The 20,547-nt window shown below is 71.6% G+C and carries 19 protein-coding genes; 16 read left to right on the forward strand and 3 right to left on the reverse strand.

Translation table 11 applies throughout. The features are described from left to right. Window positions 1–20: 20 nt before the first annotated feature. The 5 genes from O7602_RS10640 to O7602_RS10660 all read left to right on the forward strand — a co-directional run bounded on the left by O7602_RS10640 (window position 21) and on the right by O7602_RS10660 (window position 5,662). Window positions 21–1,376, forward strand: a complete 1,356-nt coding sequence (locus tag O7602_RS10640) for an extracellular solute-binding protein (protein ID WP_281588309.1) — start codon at window positions 21–23, stop codon at window positions 1,374–1,376. Continuing rightward, on the forward strand, window positions 1,373–2,290 hold the full coding sequence (locus tag O7602_RS10645) for a sugar ABC transporter permease (RefSeq protein WP_281588311.1): 918 nt from the start codon (window positions 1,373–1,375) through the stop codon (window positions 2,288–2,290). Before O7602_RS10640 ends, O7602_RS10645 begins: the two co-directional genes overlap by 4 nt. Next, a complete protein-coding gene (locus O7602_RS10650) occupies window positions 2,287–3,114 on the forward strand; it encodes a carbohydrate ABC transporter permease (protein ID WP_281588313.1) in 828 nt (275 codons plus the stop codon). Before O7602_RS10645 ends, O7602_RS10650 begins: the two co-directional genes overlap by 4 nt. Before the next feature lie 4 nt (window positions 3,115–3,118). Further along, window positions 3,119–4,264 (forward strand): serine hydrolase domain-containing protein, encoded by a 1,146-nt coding sequence (locus O7602_RS10655; RefSeq protein WP_281588315.1) that lies wholly within the window; start codon window positions 3,119–3,121, stop codon window positions 4,262–4,264. Window positions 4,265–4,438: 174 nt separating this feature from the next. Beyond that, complete coding sequence (locus O7602_RS10660) at window positions 4,439–5,662, forward strand: multidrug effflux MFS transporter (RefSeq protein ID WP_281590243.1); 1,224 nt, start codon at window positions 4,439–4,441, stop codon at window positions 5,660–5,662. A gap of 25 nt (window positions 5,663–5,687) precedes the next feature. On the opposite strand, the gene O7602_RS10665 is transcribed toward O7602_RS10660, so the two are convergent. Next, window positions 5,688–6,893 (reverse strand): CoA transferase, encoded by a 1,206-nt coding sequence (locus tag O7602_RS10665; protein WP_281588317.1) that lies wholly within the window; start codon window positions 6,891–6,893, stop codon window positions 5,688–5,690. A 337-nt stretch (window positions 6,894–7,230) separates the two neighbouring features. Here O7602_RS10665 and O7602_RS10670 point away from each other — a divergent pair, with 337 nt between their 5' ends. From O7602_RS10670 to O7602_RS10720, 11 genes are read left to right on the forward strand one after another with little or no spacing between them, the layout of a single operon-like run. Continuing rightward, window positions 7,231–8,427, forward strand: coding sequence for a substrate-binding domain-containing protein (locus tag O7602_RS10670; protein ID WP_281588319.1), 1,197 nt, complete (start codon window positions 7,231–7,233; stop codon window positions 8,425–8,427). After that, on the forward strand, window positions 8,424–9,197 hold the full coding sequence (locus O7602_RS10675; RefSeq protein WP_281588321.1) for an ATP-binding cassette domain-containing protein: 774 nt from the start codon (window positions 8,424–8,426) through the stop codon (window positions 9,195–9,197). The genes O7602_RS10670 and O7602_RS10675 overlap by 4 nt, the downstream gene beginning before the upstream one ends. After that, complete coding sequence (locus O7602_RS10680; protein ID WP_281588322.1) at window positions 9,197–10,291, forward strand: ABC transporter permease; 1,095 nt, start codon at window positions 9,197–9,199, stop codon at window positions 10,289–10,291. The genes O7602_RS10675 and O7602_RS10680 overlap by 1 nt, the downstream gene beginning before the upstream one ends. Before the next feature lie 2 nt (window positions 10,292–10,293). After that, complete coding sequence (locus O7602_RS10685; protein ID WP_281588324.1) at window positions 10,294–11,340, forward strand: amidohydrolase family protein; 1,047 nt, start codon at window positions 10,294–10,296, stop codon at window positions 11,338–11,340. Then, entirely contained in the window at window positions 11,327–11,644 is a 318-nt protein-coding gene (locus O7602_RS10690) for a NifU family protein (protein WP_281588326.1), read from the forward strand. The genes O7602_RS10685 and O7602_RS10690 overlap by 14 nt, the downstream gene beginning before the upstream one ends. Next, complete coding sequence (locus tag O7602_RS10695) at window positions 11,641–12,159, forward strand: heme-binding protein (protein WP_281588328.1); 519 nt, start codon at window positions 11,641–11,643, stop codon at window positions 12,157–12,159. Before O7602_RS10690 ends, O7602_RS10695 begins: the two co-directional genes overlap by 4 nt. Further along, window positions 12,156–12,914: an enoyl-CoA hydratase-related protein gene (locus tag O7602_RS10700; protein ID WP_281588330.1), complete on the forward strand. Its 759-nt coding sequence runs from the start codon at window positions 12,156–12,158 to the stop codon at window positions 12,912–12,914. Before O7602_RS10695 ends, O7602_RS10700 begins: the two co-directional genes overlap by 4 nt. Next, a complete protein-coding gene (locus O7602_RS10705; RefSeq protein WP_281588332.1) occupies window positions 12,911–14,047 on the forward strand; it encodes a CoA transferase in 1,137 nt (378 codons plus the stop codon). Before O7602_RS10700 ends, O7602_RS10705 begins: the two co-directional genes overlap by 4 nt. Continuing rightward, complete coding sequence (locus tag O7602_RS10710) at window positions 14,044–15,147, forward strand: acyl-CoA dehydrogenase family protein (protein ID WP_281588334.1); 1,104 nt, start codon at window positions 14,044–14,046, stop codon at window positions 15,145–15,147. Before O7602_RS10705 ends, O7602_RS10710 begins: the two co-directional genes overlap by 4 nt. Next, window positions 15,144–16,022, forward strand: a complete 879-nt coding sequence (locus tag O7602_RS10715) for an acyl-CoA dehydrogenase family protein (RefSeq protein ID WP_281588336.1) — start codon at window positions 15,144–15,146, stop codon at window positions 16,020–16,022. Before O7602_RS10710 ends, O7602_RS10715 begins: the two co-directional genes overlap by 4 nt. Further along, a complete protein-coding gene (locus tag O7602_RS10720; RefSeq protein ID WP_281588338.1) occupies window positions 16,015–16,788 on the forward strand; it encodes an SDR family oxidoreductase in 774 nt (257 codons plus the stop codon). Before O7602_RS10715 ends, O7602_RS10720 begins: the two co-directional genes overlap by 8 nt. Before the next feature lie 48 nt (window positions 16,789–16,836). Here O7602_RS10720 and O7602_RS10725 read toward each other — a convergent pair whose 3' ends face one another. Further along, the gene (locus O7602_RS10725) at window positions 16,837–18,423 is read right to left on the reverse strand and encodes a beta-1,3-glucanase family protein (protein WP_281588340.1); all 1,587 of its coding nucleotides are present in this window, start codon (window positions 18,421–18,423) and stop codon (window positions 16,837–16,839) included. A 69-nt stretch (window positions 18,424–18,492) separates the two neighbouring features. Then, window positions 18,493–20,547, reverse strand: coding sequence for a glycogen debranching N-terminal domain-containing protein (locus O7602_RS10730; protein WP_281590245.1), 2,055 nt, complete (start codon window positions 20,545–20,547; stop codon window positions 18,493–18,495).

Here is a 20,547-nt window from a genome sequence, read left to right on the forward strand (position 1 = left end):
CGCGACATAGGAGGCCCGACGTGCCGGAGTTCCCGAGGATGACCCGCCGCCGGTTCGCAGTGCTGGCGCCACTGCTCGCCGTCGGCCTGGCCGCCACCGCCTGCAGCCCACCCGGCGAGGAGCAGACCACGTCGAACGACGCCGACGCCAAGGTCAGCACCGAGCTGGGGTCGGAGAAGATCACCCTGGAGATGTACGCCGAGACCGGCTTCCCGCTGGCCAAGGCGCTCGCCGACGAGTTCACCAAGCAGCACCCCAACGTCACGTTCAACGTCCGCGAGGACCAGTTCACCGTCATCGTGGAGAACGCGCCCCGGGTCCTCGCCTCGGACAACGCGCCCGACATCATCCGGCTGCCCACCATGGTCGACCTGGTCAAGGACGGGCTGCTGAAGAACATGGACCCCTACTTCGAGGCGTACGGGTGGGACAAGTTCCCGGCCTCGCAACTGGTTCAGCTGCGGATCGGCGAGGGCGGCGTCCGGGGCGAGGGCTCCCTGTACGGCATGGGGCTGGGCTACAGCGTGACTGGCGTGTTCTACCACAAGGACCAGGCCGCGCAGATCGGCATGACCCAGCCGCCGGCCACCATCGCCGAGTTCGAGGACCTGCTGGCCAAGGCGAAGGCGGCGAACCTCCAGCCGATCATGCAGTTCAACAAGAACACCGCCGGCATCAACTTCCCGCACCAGGCGCTGCAGAACCAGTACGGCGACCCGGCCCGGATCGCCGACTGGATCTTCCAGAAGCCGGATGCCACCTTCGACACCCCGGCCGCGTTGAAGGCCACCCAGACCATCCAGAAGTGGGCGCAGGCGGGCTACTTCCCGAAGGACGCGAACGCCGTCGACTACACCGCGATGATGGGCGAGTTCGGCAAGGGCAACGGCACGTTCATGTTCAACGGCGACTGGGAGTCGGCGAATCTGGACAAGCAGCTCCCCGGCAAGGTCGGGTTCTTCCTCTTCCCGGGTGAGACCGCCGACGCCAAGCGGGTGGCGATGTCGGCGCCGAACACCTTCGGGGTCGGCGCGAAGGCCAAGCACCCCGACGCCGCCGCGTTCTTCCTCAACTGGGTGCACACCAACGACAAGGCCCGGGAGATCTCGGTGAACGTCGGCGGCTCGTCCCCGGGCGGTCCGGCCGAGCTGTCCCTGCCGCCGGTGCAGGAGGGCACCGTGCTGGCCGAGACGCTGAAGGCGTCGCAGCAGCTCGGGGCCGACAACGGCGCGGTCGACTTCACCGCGAACGCAACCGGCGGCATCTTCGCCGCGGCGATCACGCCCGAGATGCAGAAGCTGATCGCCGGACAGCAGACGCCCGAGGGGTACGTGAAGGCGGTCCAGGCCGAGTACGAGAAGGAACTGTCCCGGTGACGACCGTCCTCGGCGCACCCGCGCGGCCCCACCGGAAGCGGTGGGGCCGCGCGGCCCGGTGGAGCGGGTGGCTGTGGGTCCTGCCCGCGCTGCTCATGTACGGGTTCTTCGTGTTGCGCCCGCTCCTGCTCACCGTGCAGTACTCGTTCTACCGCTGGAACGGCATCGGGGCGGCGACCTGGGCGGGGCTGGACAACTACGTCACCGTCTTCACCGACCGGGACCTGCTGAAGATCATCGGGAACGCGTTCGTCCTGATCGTCTTCTTCAGCTTCGTCCCGGTGGTGCTGGGCCTGGTGGTGGCCAGCCTGGTCCGCCGGATCGCCACCGGCCCGGCCGGCGCGATGGTGCGTACCGTGCTCTTCCTGCCCCAGGTGATCCCGCTGGTGGCGGCCGGCATCGCCTGGAGCTGGATGATGTCCTCCAGCGGCCTGGTCAACCAGGCGCTGCGGGCGGTCGGGCTGGGCTCGGTCACCCGGCCCTGGCTCGGCGAGTTCGACACCGCGCTGCCGGCCGTGGGCGTGATCGGGGCCTGGGTGATGCTCGGTCTCTGCACCATCCTGCTGGTCACCGGCATGAGCAAGATCGACCCGTCGCTCTACGAGGCGGCCCGGATGGACGGCGCCGGCTCGATCCGGGAGTTCTTCGCGGTGACCCTGCCCAGCCTGCGCCAGGAGATCGGCATCTGCCTCACGGTGACCGTCATCGCGGCGCTCGCCAGCTTCGACATCGTCTACATCTCCACCAGCGGCGGCCCGGGCATCGAGACGACCGTGCCGGGCCTGGAGATCTACCGGCTCGCCTTCTCCCAACGCCAGGTCGGGCTCGCCTCGGCCCTGGGCGTGGTGCTGATGCTGCTGGTCCTGGTGTGCGTGCTGCCGATCCAACGGCTGACCCGGGGAGAGAAACCATGAACCTGACCGGTCGCGGTGAGCGACTGACCGGGCGGATCTTCCTGATCGCGCTCGTGGTCGTCACCCTGCTGCCGTTCCTCAGCATGCTGTCCGCGGCCCTGCAACCGCGCGGCACCGTACCCACCGGCCTGGCCTGGCCCTCGGACCCGCAGTGGGGCAACTTCGCCGACGCCTTCACCGCCGCGAACATGGGCGCCCTGCTGAAGTCCAGCATGCTGATCGTGGCCGGGGTGGTGCCGTTCGCCGTGCTCATCGCGACCATGGCCGGCTTCGGCCTCGGCCACCTGCGGGTGCCCGGCGGCCACCTCGCCTTCGGGCTGCTGCTGCTCGGCCTCACGCTGCCCTTCGAGGCCGTGGTCACCCCGCTCTACTACCAGATCCGCGACCTCGGCCTGCTCAACACCCGATGGGCGATCATCCTGCCGCTGGTCGGCCTCTACATGCCGTTCGCGGTGTTCTGGATGCGGGCGCACTTCATCAACGTGCCACGGGAGCTGTCCGAGGCGGCCCGGGTCGACGGCAGCAACACCTGGCAACTGTTCTGGCGCGTGCACGTGCCGCTGGCCCGCCCGGCCGTCGCGTCGCTGACCATCCTGCTGTTCCTCTGGACCTGGAACCAGTTCCTGCTCGCCATCGTCCTGGTGGACGACGCCACCAAGCGGACGATGGCCGGCGCGCTCGGCGCGTTCCAGGGGCAGTGGGGGACCGACCTGGTGTTGCTCTGCGCCGGCTCGCTGCTCATCATGACCCCGACGCTCATCGTGTTCGTGATCTTCCAGCGTCAGTTCATCAAGGCCCTGCTCCAGGGCTCCGTGAAGGGATGACGAGGTGACCGACCCGCAGATCCACGGGCACGCCGACGACGGCTTCGGTCGGGTCGCCGACGTGTTCCGGGCCAACTTCGCCGACCGGGGCGAGGTGGGCGCCGCGGTCGCCGTCCACGTCGCCGGCCGCGCGGTCGTCGACCTGTACGGCGGGACGGCCGACCCCCGGTCCGGCCGGCCGTGGACCGCCGACACGCCCGCGGTCGTCTTCTCCGTCACCAAGGGGATCATGGCGATCTGCGCGTACCGGCTGGCGCAGGAGGGCCGGCTCGACCTGGACGCGCCCGTCACCCGCTACTGGCCCGGGTTCGGCCGGCACGGCAAGGACGAGATCCCGGTCCGCTGGCTGCTCACCCACCAGTCCGGCCTGCCGGCGCTGGACCGGCCCTTCACCCTCGACGAGGTGCTCGCCTGGCACCCGGTGATCGAGGCGATCGAGGCGCAGGCCCCGCTGTGGCGACCGGGCACGGCGCACAGCTACCACGCGATGACCTACGGTTGGCTGATCGGCGAGGTCATCCGCCGGATCACCGGGGAACTCCCGGGCGCCTGGTTCGCCCGCACCATCGGCGAGCCGCTCGGCCTGCGTACCTGGATCGGCCTGCCGGCGGCCGAGCGCGACACGGTCGCCTGGATGCTGGCCCCGGTCGGTGACCCCGGCCCGGCCGGCGACCCGGTCGCCGAACGCGGCATCACCATGGGCGGGGCGTTCGCCTTCCCGGCCGACGACACCGGCCTGGTCAGCTTCAACGACCCGGCCATCCAGGCCGCGCAGGTCCCCGGCGCGGGCGCGGTCAGCACCGCCGAGAGCCTGGCCCGCCTCTACGCCGCCTGCGTCGCCGGGTCCGCCGCCGGCCCGCGCCTGCTCACCCCCGCGTCCGTCGACGACGCCCTCGCCGTCCGCGCCGCCGGCCAGCAGGTGTACGGGCTGCCGGACGCCGGCCACCGCTGGGGCACCGGCTTCCTGGTGCACGCGGCGCCGCGCCCGATGCTCGGGGTACGCAGCTTCGGCCACGACGGCGCCGGCGGGCACCTGGCCTTCGCCGACGACACCCACCAGCTCGGCTTCGGCTACGTGGTGAACCAGATGGGCGGCATCGACGACGAGCGGGCCAACCTGCTCAGCGCGGCGGTGCGCGACTGCCTGTGACCCGGGTAACCTCTCGCGCAGACGGGAATGGGGCCGGCGGGACGGGACCTGAACCCAGGTGTGACTGTCGCACCGAATTCCGCCCGGCCGCGTCCTGACCGGGCGGAGGTCCCCCCGATGACCGATGTCGCCACCGACCGGCGGCCGACCACCACCTCGACACCCGGGGACCTGATGGGCCGGGGGCAGCGGCTGCGGCTCGTGCTGGTCCTCGGTTCGCTGATCGCGGTGGGTCCGCTGACCATCGACATGTACCTGCCCGCGCTGCCCGCGATCGTCGCGGACTTCGCAACCACCTCGGCGGCGGTCCAGCTCACCCTCACCGGCACGCTCGCCGGGCTCGCGGTCGGCCAGCTGCTGATCGGTCCGCTGTCGGACGCGGTCGGGCGGCGCCGTCCGCTGATCGCCGGCCTCGTGCTGCACGTCATGGCGTCGTCGCTCTGCGTCGTCGCGCCGAACGTCGCCGTCCTCGGGGTGCTGCGGGTGGTGCAGGGCCTCGGCGTCGCCGCCACCGCGGTGGTCGCGATGGCAGTGGTCCGTGACCTGTTCAGCGGCGCGGCGTTCGCCACCCTGCTCTCCCGGCTGCTGCTGGTGATGGGCGCGGCGCCGATCCTCGCCCCGACCCTGGGCGGGGCCGTGCTGCGCTGGACGGACTGGCCGGGTGTCTTCGTCGTGCTGGCCGTCTTCGGCGTGCTGCTGGCCGTGGTCGCCGCGCTCGGCCTGCCGGAGACGCTCCCGCCCGAGCGCCGCCGTCGCGGCGGCGTCGTCGGCACCGCCCGCCTCTACGGCTCGCTGCTGCGCGACCGCGTGTTCGTCGGCCTGGTTCTGGTCGCCGGCCTGGCCATGGCGGCGCTGTTCGCGTATGTGGCCGGCTCGTCGTTCGTGCTTCAGCAGGGGTACGGGCTCGACGAGCAGGAGTTCGCGCTGGCGTTCGGCGCGGGCGCGGTGGGCCTGATCGGGGCGACCCAGTACAACGTGCGGTTGCTGCGCCGCTTCCCGCCGCAGCGCATCCTCGTGGTCTCGCTGGGCGTGGGAACGCTGGCCGGCCTGGCCCTGCTGGGCTTCGCCGCGACGAACGTCGGTGGGCTGCCCGCCCTGCTGGTGTCGTTGTGGGTGGTGCTGGCGGCGGCCGGCCTGGCGATGCCGAACGCCCCGGCGCTGGCGCTGTCCCGGCACGGCGAGGCGGCCGGCACCGCGTCCGCGCTGCTCGGCGCCGTGCAGTTCGGGGTGGGCGCGGTGGCCGCACCGCTGGTCGGCGTGCTGGGCACCGGCGCGGTGGCGATGGCCCTGGTGGTGACCGGTGGCATGGTGGCGGCGCTGGCGGTGCTGCTGCTCGTGGTGCGGCCGTCCCGACTCGCCGACCTGGAGCCCGCCCCGGGGGTCGTGGTCGCGCACTGACGGACCTCGACGCTCTCGACGGGCATCAGATGACCCCGGCCGCTCGAAGCTCGGCGGTCCGGTCGGCGTCCAGCCCGAGAAGCTTCCCGAACACCTCGTCGTTGTGCTCCCCGAGGTCCGGGCCGGTGTGGCGGACCGCGCCGGGAGTGCGGCTCAGCCGTGGCATGACGTTCTGCATCGGTACGTCGCCGAGGCCCGGCGCCGCCAGGCGGACGATCGCCTCGCGGGCGGCGAAGTGGGGGTCGGCGAGCATGTCGGGCGCCGTGTAGATGCGCCCGGCCGGCACCCCGTGGGCGCTGAGGCGGTCGAGCAGCTCGTCGGCGGGCACCGTCGCCGACCACTCGGCGATGATGCCGTCGATCAGGGACATGTTGCGCCCGCGCGCGTCGTGCGCGCGGAACCGGTCGTCGTCGGCCAGCTCGGTCCGGCCCATGACCTCGGTGAGCCGGCGGAACACGCTGTCCTGGTTGGCCGCGATGAGCACGCTCTCACCGTCGCTGGTCGGGAAGACGTTGCTGGGGGAGATGTTCGGTAGCACCGCGCCGGTGCGCTCGCGCTGGTAGCCGGCCAGCGACCACTCCGGCAGCAGTGACTCCATCATGGCCAGGACCGCCTCGTAGATGGCCGCGTCGACGACCTGGCCGCGGCCGGTACGGAGCCGTTCGTGCAGGGCCACGAGCGTCCCCAGCGCGGCGAAGACGGCGGCGAGGGAGTCGCCGAGGGAGATGCCGGAGCGGGCCGGTGGCCGGTCGGGGTCGCCGGTGACGTATCGGATGCCGCCCATCGCCTCGCCGATCGAACCGAAGCCGGCGCGGCCGGCGTACGGGCCGGTCTGGCCGTAACCACTGACCCGGGTCACGACCAGGCGGGGGTTGAGCTCCCACAGCGCCTCGGGGGACAGTCCCCAGCGTTCGAGCGTGCCGGGACGGAAGTTCTCGACGAGCACGTCGGCCTCGGCGAGCAGCCGCCGCACGAGCTCCTGCCCGTCGGCGTCGCGCAGGTTGATGGTGACCGACTTCTTGTTGCGGGCCACGACCGGCCACCACAGGGACATGCCGTGCGGCTTCTCGCGGCCCCACTGGCGCATGGGATCCCCGGCCCTGGGGTCTTCGATCTTGATGACCTCGGCGCCGAAGTCGCCGAGGAGCTGCCCGCAGAACGGACCGGCCAGCAGCTGGCCCATCTCGATCACGCGCAGATCGGCCAGCGGCAGCGCGGTGTTCGTCGCCATGCGACCTCCAACGTCAGACGTAACTGTATGCAATCTAGGGTGCGAGGAGCGATCCGACAACGTCTCACGGCGGAATCGTCTGCGTACCGAAAGTCAAGAGCTGCATGCAACCTCCCAGGGAGGTAACGGCTTATCTCCTGTTCAGAGGTGATGCTTGACACTGCACGAAACGTCGAACTACCTTCGGCTGTGCACAGGAAGTCGTCACTTCGAGGTTCCTGAGTCACCGCGGGATGCGGACGACAGGGACCACGAACCGCTCGATGCCAGACCGCCATCACCGCTTTTTGCATACATTCCCTCGTCCCTCGTGGGCCGTCTCCTGAGGAGTGGCATCTTGTTCACGTTCCCGAGAGCGCTCCGCCGCTCCGCCGCCGCGGCCCTGAGCGCCGCCCTGCTGCTGGGTGCCGCCGCGTGCGGCGACTCGTCCTCGGGCGGCGACACGCCCGGCCCGGTCGACGACGCCTACACCGCCCAGGCCGCCGAACTGATCAAGGTGGGCACCGGCGGCCTGCTGTACTTCGAGGGCGCCGAGGCCGACATCACCCTGGACAAGATCAAGGTCTACGAGGACTGGTCCGGCCCGACGCAGTCGGCCAAGCCGGTGGCGGGCGCGAAGGTCGACATCATCGTGTGCAAGATCGGCACCTCGTGCGAGGAGGTCGGTCGCAAGGCCGCCGCGATCGCCCAGCAGATCGGGTGGACCGCGGAGGTCATCGACGGCCAGGGCACGCCGGAGGGCTTCCAGAAGGCGCTCGCCACCGCCGCCACCCACAAGCCCAGCGCCGTCATCACCGTCGCGATCCCCGAGAACCAGGCCGCCGACGGCATCGCCGAGTTGCAGAAGGCGAAGATCCCGGTGGTCGGCATCTCGGCCGTCAAGGAAGGCGGAACGGTCGGCTTCGACGCCAACGTCTCCAGCCGGGAGACCTTCCAGTCGGTGCTCCAGGTGACCCAGGCGATCGCCGACAGCAAGGGCACCGCGAAGGCCGTCTTCCTCTGGGACGTCGGCTACCCCCACCTGGTGGAGGCGCTGAACACCAGCAAGAAGGTGTTCGCGGCGTGCACCGGGTGCCAGCTGCTCGAGGTACGCGAGCGGACGCTGGCCCAGGCGGGCGACCCGATCGAGATGCAGAACATCGCCACCTCGTTGATCCAGAAGTACGGCGACGACCTGCAGTACATCTTCACGCCCTACGGCAACGGGGTGGAGTCCATCATCGCCGCGCTGAAGGCGGCCGGCCGGACCGACGTCAAGGTGCTGTCGAAGAACGCCGAGCCGGAACGCCTGAGCAGCGTGGCCGCGGGCGACCAGTTCGCCGACTTCGGCGCGGTGCGCGGCTGGAACGCCTACGCCGCGATCGACCAGGTGGTGCGGCTCCTGGCCGGGAAGCCCGCGCTGCCCGACGCCGAGCAGGGCATCCCGGCGACCATCTTCCGGCAGTCGAACGCCCCCGAGGACGGCAAGGTCGACTGGGACTCGTACGTCGACTTCGCCGAGCGGTACACCCGGATGTGGAGCGCCGCGCAGTGACTGACGCACCGGTTCTGGAGGCCGTCGGGATCAGCAAGTCCTACGGTCGGGTGCGGGCGGTGGTGGACGTCTCCTTCGACGTGCGGCCGGGCGAGATCCTGGGCATCGTCGGCGACAACGGCGCCGGCAAGTCCACGCTCATGAACGTGGTGAGCGGGGCGATCGCCCCGGACAGCGGGCACCTGCGGGTGACGGGACGGCAGCTCACGCCGCACACCATCGGGCAGGCGCGCGCCGCCGGCATCGAGATGATCTACCAGGATCTGGGGTTGAGCGACAACCTCAGCGTGGTGGAGAACGTCTTCCTCGGCCGCGAGTGGACCGGCGGCCCCGCGGTGCTGCCGGTTCTGCGGAAGAAGGCCATGCGGGTCCGCACCCAGGCCGTGCTGGAGAGCCTCGGCATCGACCTGCACGACATGAACGTGCTCGTCGAAGGGCTCTCCGGCGGCCAGCGGCAGATGGTCGCCATCGCCCGGGCGCTCGTCGCGGCCCACGAGCCCCGGGTGATGGTGATGGACGAACCGACGGCGGCGCTCGGCACGTCGGAGTCCCGCGTCGTCAACGACCTCATCGTCCGGCTGCGGGACACCGGCTACGCCGTGGTCGTGATCAGCCACCGCATCCCCGAACTGCTGGAACTGGCCGACCGGTTGCTGGTCATGAAGGGCGGCCGGCAGGTCCACCACGGGCCGACCCGGGATCTCGACGTCGAACGGTGCGTGCAGCTCATCGTCCGCGGCACCGCAGCGCTGGAGAGGAGCGCCGGATAATGCCCGACACCCTGACCACCCCGCCCGTCCTCGTCCGGCAGAGCGCCGACCGGTCCCGGCAGAGCAGGTCCGAGTGGCTCGTCGGGGCGATCGGCAGGTTCGGGCTCATCGGGCTGCTCGTGCTGGTGATCGCCTCGTTCTCGGCGCTCAGCCCGTCGACGTACTTCACCGTCACCAACTTCCGACTCGTGCTGGTCAACCAGACCGTCACCGTCATCGTGGCCCTGGCGGCGACCCTGCCGCTGCTCGCCCACTACCTCGACGCCTCGGTCGGGCCCATGCTGGGCCTGGCCCAGGGGCTCGCGGTGTGGCTGATCGCGGTCCACGGGACGCCGATCTGGCTCGCCGTGGTGCTGGTGATCGCCGTCGCCGTCGTGGTCGGCGCGCTCAACACCCTGCTGGTGCTGCGCTTCGGCATGACGTCCATCATCGCGACCCTGGCGACCGGCAGCGTGCTCATGGGCCTGCTCTACCTGGTCACCGGTGGCCGGGTCATCTTCCAGAACGTCCCGGAGAGCTTCACCGGAATCGCCCGCGGTGATCTCGGCGGCATTCCGCTGCCGCTGCTGTACCTGCTCGTGGTGGTCGTGGTGCTGGAGATCGCCGTGGTCTGGACGCCCTTCGGGCAGCGGATGTACTCGATGGACGGAAACCTGCGCGGCGCCGCGCGGGCCGGCATCAACGTCAACTCGTACACCCTGCGGGCCTTCGTCGGCGCCGCGGTGCTGGCCTCGATCGCCGGGCTGCTGCTGGCGTCCCGGATCGGCTCCGGCCAGCCGGCCGTGGGGCAGCAGTTCCTCCTGCCGGCGTTCGCCGCGGCCTTCCTCGGCGCGGCCGTGCTGCGCCCGGGGCGGGTCAACATGCTCGGCACGCTCATCGCCGCCTACTTCGTGAGCTTCACGATCGCGGGTCTCCAGCACCTCGGCGCGGCGACCTGGATCGAGAGCGTCTTCAACGGCGTCGCCGTCATCGTCGGCGTCTCCGTCGCCGGCCTGGCGGTGCGTCGCCGCCGCCGGTTGGCCGTCCGGCACGTCGAGCGGCTCGAGGCCGAACATCCCGATCCACCGCAGGACCAGACCAGCGAGAGGGGCTGACCGTGAAGGGCAACCACTTCATCTTCGACAACGCCATCCACATGTACAAGCTCACCGAGGACAACTACGACGAGACGTACGGCGGTGGCCGCAAGTCGACGAACGCCCTGGTGGAGTACGCGAAGAAGTACTCGAAGCCGGGTTTCCCCTACGACGACATCTCCGACCGGGAGCTCTCCGTCGAGGACGCCTACCGCCTCATCTTCGAGGAGTCCGACACCGACATCGCCATGGCGCAGACGGTGCCGAGCCACGGCGGCTGGAAGCTCGGCTTCTCCCCGGCGGAGAACAACTACAAGCTGAAGGAGGCATATCCCGACCGGGTGCTCTTCTGCGGCGGCGTCGACCCGATCACGCACGGGCGGTACGGCGCCGTCACCGAGGCGATCCGGCAGATCCGGGAGTGGGGCGCGGTCAGCTTCAAGTTCTACCAGGCCCACTCCGGCGGCGTGTCCTGGCGCATCGACGACCCCGACGTGGCGTATCCGATCTGGGAGGCGTGCCTGGAGCACGGGGTGACGAACGTGCAGTTCCACAAGGGGCTGGCGTTCAACACCCAGCACATCGCCGACCTGGCCCCCTACGACCTGGAGCGCGCGGCCCAGGACTTCCCGGAGATGAACTTCATCGTCCACCACCTCGGCGAGCCGTTCATCGACGAGACCATCAACATCGCCTCGCGCTACGAGAACATCCACCTGGCGCTGACCGCCTGGATCAACCAGTACCCGGTCGCGCCCCGCGCGGCGCTGCACGCGATCGGCAAGTGTCTGCTCCACGTCGGCCCGGACCGGCTGCTCTGGGGCTCGGAGGCGTTCGTCTGGCCCAAGGTGCAGGCGTACATCGACCTGTTCGCGGACATGACGATGCCGGAGGACCTACAGGACGGCTACGGCTACCCCGAGTTGACCGACGAGGTCAAGGACAAGATCTTCGGTCGCAACTTCGCCCGGCTGATGGGGATCGACATCGAGGCGAAGACCGAGGCCCTGTACGGCGCCGGGGCCGCCACCCCGGCCCACAAGGCGGTGCGCCGTGGCCGCCGCTGACCTGAGCCGTGCGGCCGACCAGGCGTTGGAGGGGAAGGTCCGGCAGCTCGTCGAGGCGCACGGCGGCGGCATCACCGTCGCGGTCGACGACGCGGGCGACGCCCGGGTCAGCTTCAAGGGCCGGTGTCGGGCGTGTCCGTCCGCCCCGGTCACCATGGGCGCGCTGGTGCGCCCGGCGTTGTTGCAGGTCGAGGGCGTCCGCTCGGTGTCCCGGGAGGGCGGCGTGTCCCGCTTCGCCGAGGAGCGGATCGCCCGCATGTTCGGCATCAGCAGCCATCGTCCGGACGAGGAGGAGCAGTCATGAGTGGTCGCACCGGTCGGGCCCCGCGCCGCAACGGATATCGCCGGCGGGATCCGTTCCTGCCGTACCAGGACGAGGCGCCGACGTCGTCCGTGCCGTCCACCGTGGTCAACCGGCCGACGATCGCGCACGCGGCGGCCCGCGCCGCGCTCGACGCCGCGGTGGCGCGGGCCGAGTCGATGGGGCTTCCGGTCACGGTCGCGATCTGTGACGAGAGCGGGGTGCTGAAGGCGTACCAGCGGATGGACGGCGCCCCGCTGGTCACCGTGCAGCTCGCCCAGGACAAGGCGTACACCGCGGTCGGCTTCGGGCTGAGCAGCGACGGATGGTACGACTTCATCAAGGACGACGGGCCGCTCGCCATGGGGGCGCCCGCCGGCATCGACCGGCTGGTCACGTTCGGCGGCGGTTTCCCGATCCGGGTCGACGGAGCGGTCGTGGGCGCGATCGGGGTCAGCGGCGGCCACTACACCCAGGACATGGAGGTCGCCGAGGCCGGTCTGGCGGTGCTCGGGTGACGGCGGCCGTGGACCGGTCCGAGGTCGGCCTGGAGGTCGTCGACGGCGTCGCGGTCATCACGCTCGACGCGCCGCGGCGTCGCAACGCGCTCACCCTCGCGATGGCGCGTGAGCTGGTGGAGACGGTCGCGCGGGTCGACGCCGACCCGCGGGTGCGCGCCGCCGTGGTGCGCGGCGGCGGCGGGCACTTCTGCGCCGGAGCGCACCGGGCCCTGCTCGACGACGTGGCGGAGGATCCCGCGGACCCCCGTCGCTACGCCGACCTCGGCGTCGTCTACGAGTCGTTCCACCGGCTGGGTCGGCTCGGCGTCCCGGTCGTCGCGGCGGTCCGCGGCGCCGCCGTCGGCGCCGGAGTCAACCTGCTGCTCGCCGCGGACGTCCGGGTCGTGGCCGAGAACGCTCGCATCGTCGCGGGTTTCGGCGCGATCGGGTTGCATCCCGGCGGCGGGCACCTGCTGCTCGCGGCCACCGCGCTCGGTCGTTCCGGCGCGGCTGCCATGACACTGCTCAACCAGGAGATCGACGGACGGCGCGCGGCGCAGGCCGGACTGGCCTGGGAGTGCGTCGCCGACGACGAGGTGGACGCGCGGGCCCTGGCCCTGGCCGCGCAAGCCCCGGCCGACCCGGAGCTGAGCCGCCAGATCACCGCGTCCTTCCGCCGCTCGGCCGGCCCCGGCGCCGACGCGTGGGAGCAGGCGATGCAGGCGGAGCGGGCCGCGCAGATGTGGTCGCTGCGCCGGCGGGCCGTGCGGTGAGCGGCCCGCTGCACGGCGTACGGGTGCTGGATCTGACCAGTACCTTCTCCGGTCCGTACTGCACCCTCATGCTCGCCGACCTGGGCGCCGACGTGGTCAAGATCGAGCCACCCGGCGGCGACATCGCCCGGCACCTCGGCGCCAGCACCGTGCCGGGCATGGCAGCGGTGTTCCTGAACATGAACCGGGGCAAGCGCAGTGTCGTGCTCGACCTCGGGACGCCGGAGGGGCGGGCGGAACTGGCCCGGCTCGTGCCGACCGCCGACGTGCTCGTGCACAACATGCGGCCCGGCGCGGCCGAGCGCCTCGGCCTGTCCTACCCGGACTGCGCGGGTCTGCACCCCGGGCTGGTCTACTGCGCGATCCCCGGGTTCAGCGGCGACAGCCCGCACGCCGACCGCCCGGCCTACGACGACATCATCCAGGGCGCCTCCGGCCTGGCCGCGCTCCAGAGCATCAACCAGGACGAGCCCGGGTACGTCGTCACCCCGGTCGCGGACAAGCTCGCCGGTCTCACCGCCGTCGTCGGGGTGCTCGCCGCGCTGCGCCACCGGGACGAGACCGGTCAGGGACAGCGGGTCGAGGTCCCGATGTTCGACACCATGTTCGCCTTCGGCCTGCTCGAACAACTCGACGGCTGGACGTTCGAGCCACCCGTCGCGCCGCCGGTCTATCCGCGGACGGCCGCCGCCAACCGCCGCCCGTACCGCACCCGTGACGGGCACCTCTGCGTCATGATCTACACCGAGCGTCAGTGGCGGCGGTTCCTCGACCGGGCCGGTCGCGGCGCGGTGCTTGACGATCCGCGCTTCAACACCGTCGGCAGGCGGATCGCCAATGCCGATGCGCTGTACGGCATCGTCGCCGAGATCATGAGCACCAGATCCACCGACGAGTGGCTCGCGATCCTCGACCACCTCGACGTGCCGTGCGCGCCGCTGGCCCGCTACGAGGAGCTGTTACGGGACCCGGATCTCGCCGCCCGTGGTGTCGTCTCGCTCGTCGACCACCCGGCTGTCGGGACGCTGCGCAGCATCGCCGCACCCATCAACCTGTCCGCCACCCCGCTCGCGCCGTACCGTCCCGCGCCGATGCTGGGTGAGCACCAGGCGGACGTTCTGGGTACGCCGTGACGTCCGTCGAACGGGCCGAGATCCGGCACCAGTTGGAGCGGTGGCGGCGCGCGGGCCGCTTCGAGCCGCGCTGCGACTCGTGGCTGCTCGGGTACGACGAGGAGTTCAGCCGGTTGCTCGCCGCCCACGGCTGGATCGGGCTCACCTGGGAGCCACGGTACGGCGGGCACGGTCGTGGCTTCGTCGACCGGTTCGTGCTCACCGAGGAACTGCTGCGGGCCGGCGCCCCGGTCGCCGCGCACTGGATCGCCGACCGGCAGATCGGTCCGGCCGTGGCGCGGTGGGGCACCGAGGAGCTGAAGGCGGACGTCCTGCCCCGGATCGCCGCCGGCGAGGCGCGGTTCTGCCTCGGCATGAGCGAACCCGAGGCGGGCTCCGACCTCGCCGCCGTGCGTACCCGCGCCGAGCGGGTCCCCGGCGGTTGGGCGCTGACCGGGCAGAAGGTGTGGTCCAGTCACGCCCACCGGGCCACCCATGCCTACGTCCTGGCCCGCACCGGTGGCACACCGACCGGTCCGGCCCGGCACGAGGGGCTGACCGAGTTCGTCCTCGACCTCGACCAGCCGGGCGTCACCGTCCGGCCGATCCCGGATCTGCGCGGTCCGGGTCACTTCTGCGAGGTCTTCCTCGACGGTGCCGTCGTGCCCGACGCCTGGGTGCTCGGCGTCGTCGGCAACGGCTGGTCCCAGGTGACCGACCAGCTCTCGTTCGAGCGGGGCGGGCCCGAGCGCGTCCTGAGCACGTACCCCCTGCTGCGCCTGATGCTCGCCGCCGCCGGCAACGGGGGGTGCGGCGAACTCGTCGCCCGGCTCACCGCGCTGCGGGCCCTCGGCCGGCAGGTGGCGGCGCGGATGGACGCGGGGGAGGCGCCGGTCGCCGCCGCCGCGACGCTCAAGCTGCTCGGCAACCGGTTCGAGGCCGACGTCATCGAGGCGGCTCGCGGACTGACCCGTGCCGAGGTGGGCGCGGCGGCATGGCCCCGGTTCGTCGCGATGCTCGCGGACGCGCAGCTGTCCGCGCCCGGTTTCACGCTGCGCGGCGGCACGACGGAGGTGCTCGGAGTGCTCGTCGCCCGGGCCGCCCTGAAGGAGGCGCGATGACGTCGACGGCCGATCCGGTGGCGGACGCCGCGGTGGCGCGGCTGCGCACCGCCGTGGACATGGCCGCGGTGTGGCGCATCACCCGGGAGGAACAGTGGCACCTGCTGGCCGTGGCCGAGACCGACGGTGGGTACGGGGGATCGCTCGCCGACCTCGCCGCTGTCGTACGGGCCATCGCCGCCGCCGGGCTGTCGGCCCCGGTGCCGGAGCTGTACGCCGGGGCGCTGGGCGGCGCCGTCGGGGTGGCACTGCCGATCGGGCCGGGGGAGGCGCTGACGCCGTGGGGGCGCTGGTGCGCCGATGTGCTCGTGCTCGACGGAAGCGACGCCGTGGTGCCGGTTCGGGACCTGCGGGAGGGGCGGAACATCGCGGGGGAGCCGGTCGACGAGATGGCCGTACCTGCCTCGGGTCAGGCGGGCGGGTCGGTGCTGGCGCGTTGGCGGGTGTTGCACACCGCACGGCTGGCCGGGGCGATCGAGGCGGCGGTGGGGCGTACCGCCTCCTACGCGGAGACCCGGGTGCAGTTCGGCCGACCGATCGCCCGCTTCCAGGCCGTGGCGTCACTCGTGGCCGAGGCGCACGCCCAGTCGGTGCTCACGGCGGCCGTGCTCGACCGTGCGCTGACCGAGACGGATGACCCGGCCTCGGTGCTGAGCGCGCACGCGGTCGCGGCGCGGGCCGCCGGTGTCGTCGCGCGGATCGCGCACCAGGTGCACGGGGCGATCGGCGTGACGCAGGAACTGGGGCTGGAGCGGCTGACCCGGCGACTGTGGGCGTGGCGGGACCTGTGGCAGCCCGAGTTCGCGGTCGAGCGCGTCCTCACGGCCGGCGTGGCCGCGCGCGGGGAAGACTACTTCTGGAGTGCTGATGGATGACTCGTTGACCGGCCGGACGGCCGTCGTGACCGGAGCCGGTTCCGGTATCGGCCTCGAGATCGCGCAGAGGTTCGCCGGCGAGGGCTGTCACCTCGTGGTCGCCGACCTGGACCCGTCCGCGTGTGAGCGGTTACCCGGCGTCACGGTGGTTGCCGCCGACCTGGGTACGGCGGAGGGCGTGCGACGTGTCACCGACGCCGCCGCCACCGCCTTCACCGGAGTCGACATCCTGGTGAACAACGTGGCCGTGGCACCGTATCGCGACTCGTTCACCGCTATCGACGACGCGGCGTGGCAGCGCACGTGGGAGATCAACGTGATGTCGTGCGTACGCCTCTGCCGAGCGATCGTCCCGAGGATGGCCGAGCGCGGCGGCGGCAGCGTCGTGAACATCGGCTCCGAGGCCGCCCGGCACCCCAAGCCGTACCTGGTCGACTACGCGGTGAGCAAGGCCGCGCTGCTGGCCCTGGCCAAGGCGCTGTCGATGGAGTACGGCCCGGCGGGGGTCCGGGTCAACACGGTGGCGCCGGGTCCGACCCGCACGTCGACCATGGAGGTCTTCCTCGCCTCGCTCGCACAGCGGCTCGGCATCGACACCGAGGCGGCGGCGGACCACTTCGTGCACGAGATGCGCCGGCTGGCGCTGGGCCGGATGAACGAGCCGGCGGACGTCGCCGCCGTGGTGCGTTTCCTCGCCGGCCCGGCCTCCCGCCAGGTGACCGGCGCCGAGTACTCCGTCAACGCGGGCTCGACGGCGTCGATCTAGGGCCTGGCGCGACGGGGGCCGCCGGCCCCCGTCGCGCCTGCCGTCGGGTCAGCCCTTGCGCCACTTCTGGCCGGTGGTGCCGTTGCAGTCCCACAACTGGAGCCGGGCCCCGTCGGCGGTGTTGCGGTCCTTGATGTCGACGCACCTGTTGGCCTGGGGGTTGACCAGGTCACCGGCGGCGGTGAGGGTGAACTGCTGGGCGCCGGTGCCGTTGCAGGCGTAGAGCTGGACGGTCGCGCCGTTGGCGGTCGAGCCGCCGTCGACGTCCATGCACTTGCCGTTCTGGCTGCGCAGCGCCGAACCGCTGAACGTCCACTTCTGCGCGTTGGTGTTGTTGCAGTTCCACATCTGCAGCGGGGCGCGGTCGACGAAGTTCGAGCTGGGCACGTCGACGCACTTGTTGTTGAGGCTGCTGACAAGCGCGGTCGCGGTGCTCGTCGAGCCGCCGCCGAACGGGCTGAGGATCAGCCCGGCGGAGCGGGGGTCGCCGTCGTGCACGAGCGACTCGAACGCGCCGACGTCGTCGAAGGCGAACGCGTACGCCTTGCCGTCGGCCATGTTGGCGTGGATCAGCCGGGCGTACTGGTTGGTGGGGGAGTTGCGGTAGAAGGCGGCGGCGTCGGTGCTGGGCTGGGTGTCGACGGTGCCGAGCGTGCCGCGGTTCAGCGCCGCGCAGAGCGTACGCGAGATCGGGCCGACCACCTGGTCGTTCGGCGCGGGCAGGTCGCCGTCGCAGCCCCACACGCTCGCCGACGAGGGCCGCTTGAACGAGGCGACCACCTGACCGCTGCCGTTGGTGAAGGTCATGGTGGTGCCCGAGGTGCGGCCGTAGTAGCGGACGGACGGCTGGTCGGCGAAGGGCGCCACGGTGAGCGTCTTCGTGGTGTACGCGTTCCAGGCGGCGGCGATGTAGGAGTCGAGGTAGGTGGCGCTGAGCAGGCCGGCGCCGGCCGCCTTGCCCGGGGCGAGCACCCGCAACACGGTGCCGTCCGAGCGGGTCTGGACCGTGTTGGCCCAGCCGGACTGGGCCCGGATCCCGTCGATGACCGCGTTGCGCCCGTTCGCCACCACGTCGCCGGTCCGCCGGGTGACGCCGTTGGATCCGGTCACGGTCACCGCGTGCGGCACCGCGAACATGTCGACCTGCGAGCTGTTCAGCCACAGGCCCGAGTCGTTGTAGGTGAACTCGCTCCAGTCGAAGAGGATGTCGCGGTTGGCGTCGCCGGCCGCCCACGGCGCGGGCTGCACGAGGCCGTCGGGCGTGAGGAGGAACTTCAGCTTCTGCCCGAGCGCGAAGTAGACGCGGCCGGAGAAGCCGCGCGGGAACTGGAGGGTGGTGCTGCCGCCGTTGCCGGGGCCGGGGATGGAGGCGTCCGGCGCCGGCGACGGCGGGATCTGCCCGCCGGTCCAGGCCACGAACGCGCCGGACGCGGTCACGTAGCCGAGCCGGCCGGTGGACAGTTGGGTGCCGATGACGTACAGGTGCACGGCGTCGGCGCGGCCGGTGGTGTTGGTGACGGTGACGGGCAGCAGGCTCGGGCCGATCGCCTGCGCGGGCGCGGCGAGGGGCGGGCCGCTGCCAAGTGCGACGAGCAGGGTTGACGCGGCGGCGAGCAGCCGTTTCCGAAGACGCATGGGACACCTCGTTGGTGGCGGAGAGCGGCGGAGAGCGCTCTCTCAGCGTCTATCTGGAAACAAAGTTTGTCAATACGTTTCCGGCGAATTGTCCGGCCGGTGCCGGGCGAAGGCGTCCATCCGGCCCCAGCGGCCGGGCACGTTCAGCAGGGCGATGTGCTCGAACGTCGGCGGCAGCGCCGGGATCGTGGCGAGATGGTCCTCGTGCGGATCGAGGCCGAGCAGGGTGCGCAGCAGCAGCAGCGGAGCCCCGCTGGACCAGGCCTGCGGGCTGCCGGCGGTCGGGTAGCGGACCGGGTAGCGGGTGGTCCGGCGGTCGAAGCCGCCGAACGCCTCCGGCAGGCGTCCCTCGAAGTAGGCGGCGGCGGAGATGATGGCCTCGGCGATCCGGCCGGCCTCGTCGGTGAAGCCGTAGCGCCGCAGCCCCCAGGCGATGAAGGAGTTGTCGAACGGCCACACGGTGCCGGTGTGGTAACCCAGCGGGTTGTAGCGGCCCTGCCCCTCGGCCAGCGTGCGGACGCCCCAGCCGGAGAACAGGGCCGGGCTCATCAGATGCTCGGCCACCCGGGCGGCCCGCTCCGGTGGCACGATGCCGCTCCACAACAGGTGCCCGATGTTGGAGGTCAGGCTGTCCACCGGGGTGCCGTCCGGGTCGAGGGCCACCGCGTACCAACCGCGATCCTCCAGCCAGAAGTCGCGGTTGAAGCGCTCGTACAACGCCGCCGCCTCCCGTTCGAGCCGGTCGGCGAAGGCCGCGTCGTGCCAGATCTCGCGCGCCAGCCGGGCCGCGCGGATCTTCGCGTCGTAGGCGTACCCCTGGGCCTCGCACGTCGACCGGGGGAAGCCCGGCAACCGGCCGTCGGCGTAGGAGATGCTGTCGCAGGAGTCCTTCCAGCACTGGTTTTCCAGCCCCGTCTCCACGTTGCGTCGCTGGTAGGAGAGGTAGCCCGCGCCGGTGAGGTCGGCGGGACCAGCCATCCAGGTCAGCGCCGCGCGTGTCTCCGGTTCGAGTTCCCGGACCAACGCGGTGTCCCCGCTCCACCGTTCGTACTCGTCGAGCAGCACCACGAACAGCGGGGTCGCGTCGACCGTCCCGTAGTACGGCGAGTGGGGTTGCTCCTCGAACGCCGCGGACTCGCCGTAACGCAGTTCGTGCAGGATCCGCCCGGGGTCCTCCTCCAGCACGTCGTCGTTCCGCGCGCCCTGGAGCGAGGCGAGGATGCGCAACGTCGGCGGGGTCAGCGCCGGCGTGAACGGGAGCGTCTGGAGGCAGGTGAGCAGGCTGTCGCGGCCGAACAGCGTCATGAACCAGGGCAGGCCGGCGGCCGGCACGGTGGCGCCGCCGAGCGAGAGCGGCGCGAAGCGGAGCGCGGCCAGGTCCACCAGGCTGCGGTGGTACACCTGCCGCAGGGTGGCGCTGTCGGTGTCCAGCGTCGGCGCCGCGGCCACCCAGGCCCGCACGCTCTCGGGCAGGACTGACGCGTCCGACCGCAGGGAGCGGGGCCCGGCCCGCAGGTCGACGCCGTCGGGCCGCCACGCCCGCATCTCCGCCCGCAGCTCGACCGACCAGTCGGCGCCGGGCTCCAGCCGGACCGTGAACCGGATGTCGTCGGGGGTGAACGTGGCCGGCCGGTCGGCGGTGATGGAAACCTCCCGGTGGAAGGTGTCGCGGCGGTAGCCCAGCCGCAACCCGTCCGGCGCGACCTCGGTGTACAGCTCGCCGGTCTTGACGCCGACGTCGAACTTGATCTCGAAGATGTCGGCGAAGTCGGCCGCCACCTCCAGCCGGACGTCCACCTCCCGCGGTTGCTCGCCGAAGTTGAAAACGGTGATCGACTCGGTCAGGTCGGCGTCGATGCGCCGTCGCCGGATGGCCGACACGTCCGCCTGCACGTAGTCCATCTGACCGCCGGGGACCAGGAAGAACGCCGCCTCGAAGTAGTGGCTGTCGTCCACCGACAGGGCCGTCATCCGCTCACCGTCCACCGTGAGCACCCAGCGCGACAGGTATCGGCTGTCGACGGTGAACAGGCCGACCGGTGCCGCCGTCGAGGACTCGATGTCGCCGGAGCTGTCCGACACGATGAACGTGTTGCCGTCGATGCACGACACCGTGCCCGGCAC

The sequence above is a fragment of the Micromonospora sp. WMMD1128 genome (assembly GCF_027497235.1).
Classification (GTDB): Bacteria; Actinomycetota; Actinomycetes; order Mycobacteriales; family Micromonosporaceae; genus Micromonospora.

Excerpts from the sequence above, each read along its gene's own strand:
- O7602_RS10650 (WP_281588313.1), top strand. The coding sequence starts at position 2,287 with ATGAACCTGACCGGTCGCGGTGAGCGACTGACCGGGCGGATCTTCCTG.
- O7602_RS10660 (WP_281590243.1), top strand. The coding sequence starts at position 4,439 with ATGGGCCGGGGGCAGCGGCTGCGGCTCGTGCTGGTCCTCGGTTCGCTG.
- O7602_RS10665 (WP_281588317.1), bottom strand. The coding sequence starts at position 6,893 with ATGGCGACGAACACCGCGCTGCCGCTGGCCGATCTGCGCGTGATCGAG.
- O7602_RS10680 (WP_281588322.1), top strand. The coding sequence starts at position 9,197 with ATGCCCGACACCCTGACCACCCCGCCCGTCCTCGTCCGGCAGAGCGCC.
- O7602_RS10695 (WP_281588328.1), top strand. The coding sequence starts at position 11,641 with ATGAGTGGTCGCACCGGTCGGGCCCCGCGCCGCAACGGATATCGCCGG.
- O7602_RS10715 (WP_281588336.1), top strand. The coding sequence starts at position 15,144 with ATGACGTCGACGGCCGATCCGGTGGCGGACGCCGCGGTGGCGCGGCTG.
- O7602_RS10720 (WP_281588338.1), top strand. The coding sequence starts at position 16,015 with ATGGATGACTCGTTGACCGGCCGGACGGCCGTCGTGACCGGAGCCGGT.
- O7602_RS10725 (WP_281588340.1), bottom strand. The coding sequence starts at position 18,423 with ATGCGTCTTCGGAAACGGCTGCTCGCCGCCGCGTCAACCCTGCTCGTC.